This is a genomic window from Variovorax sp. P4_D9 (assembly GCF_056401695.1).
In genome coordinates this window covers 1-599 of sequence record NZ_JBFUIU010001732.1, presented here as the reverse complement: position 1 = coordinate 599, position 599 = coordinate 1, and the positions used below count along the sequence as shown (strand labels likewise).

Annotated in this window: 1 protein-coding gene and 1 pseudogene; both read left to right on the top strand. The window is 62.5% G+C overall.

What is annotated here, in order from left to right:
• Positions 1–323 (top strand): annotated as a pseudogene (locus AC1DY5_RS58040) (succinate dehydrogenase/fumarate reductase flavoprotein subunit); the annotation flags it as partial.
• A gap of 4 nt (positions 324–327) precedes the next feature.
• On the top strand, positions 328–468 hold the full coding sequence (locus AC1DY5_RS58035) for a hypothetical protein (protein WP_478123098.1): 141 nt from the start codon (positions 328–330) through the stop codon (positions 466–468).
• The last annotated feature ends 131 nt before the right edge of the window (positions 469–599 follow it).

Sequence of the window (599 nt, the reverse complement as noted above, 5' to 3'; positions counted from 1 at the left end):
CCCGCGCGAAGTCCAYCGGCCTCAAGGATAAGTCCCGCGTCTTCAACACCGCGTGCGTCGAGGCGCTGGAGGTCGAGAACCTCGTCGAAGTAGCGCGGGCGACGATCGTATCGGCGGCGGCGCGTCACGAATGTCGCGGCGCTCACATGGTGATGGACTACGAACGCCCGGCCAACGCCCCCTTGCACGCGCTAGGACGCAACGACATAGAGTGGCTGAAGCACACGCTGTGGTACAGCGAGGGCGATCGACTCGACTACAAGCCGGTTCGCCTTAAACCCCTGACGGTCGAGAGTGTGCCGCCCAAGGTTCGCACGTTCTGAACCCGTGACCAACTGGGAGTGCGTGGCGGAACCCAACTTCCGCGGCCTTGCTGGCAGTGCTGATGTCACCAGCATGCCGGTGAGCATCTCGCTCTGGTTCCTGCCGGTCGCCAATGTCGCCACTATTGGCCGCCATTTTCGATGAGGCCCTCGGCATGCAGGCAAACGTAGACGTCTTACGTGTCCGTTGAACCGGATCTTTGCGCGTTGGCTGCACCCCGAGGGCGACCGAATGTCTCAAGGAATGGCGTCACTCAAGCCAGCGTCCTTGAACGC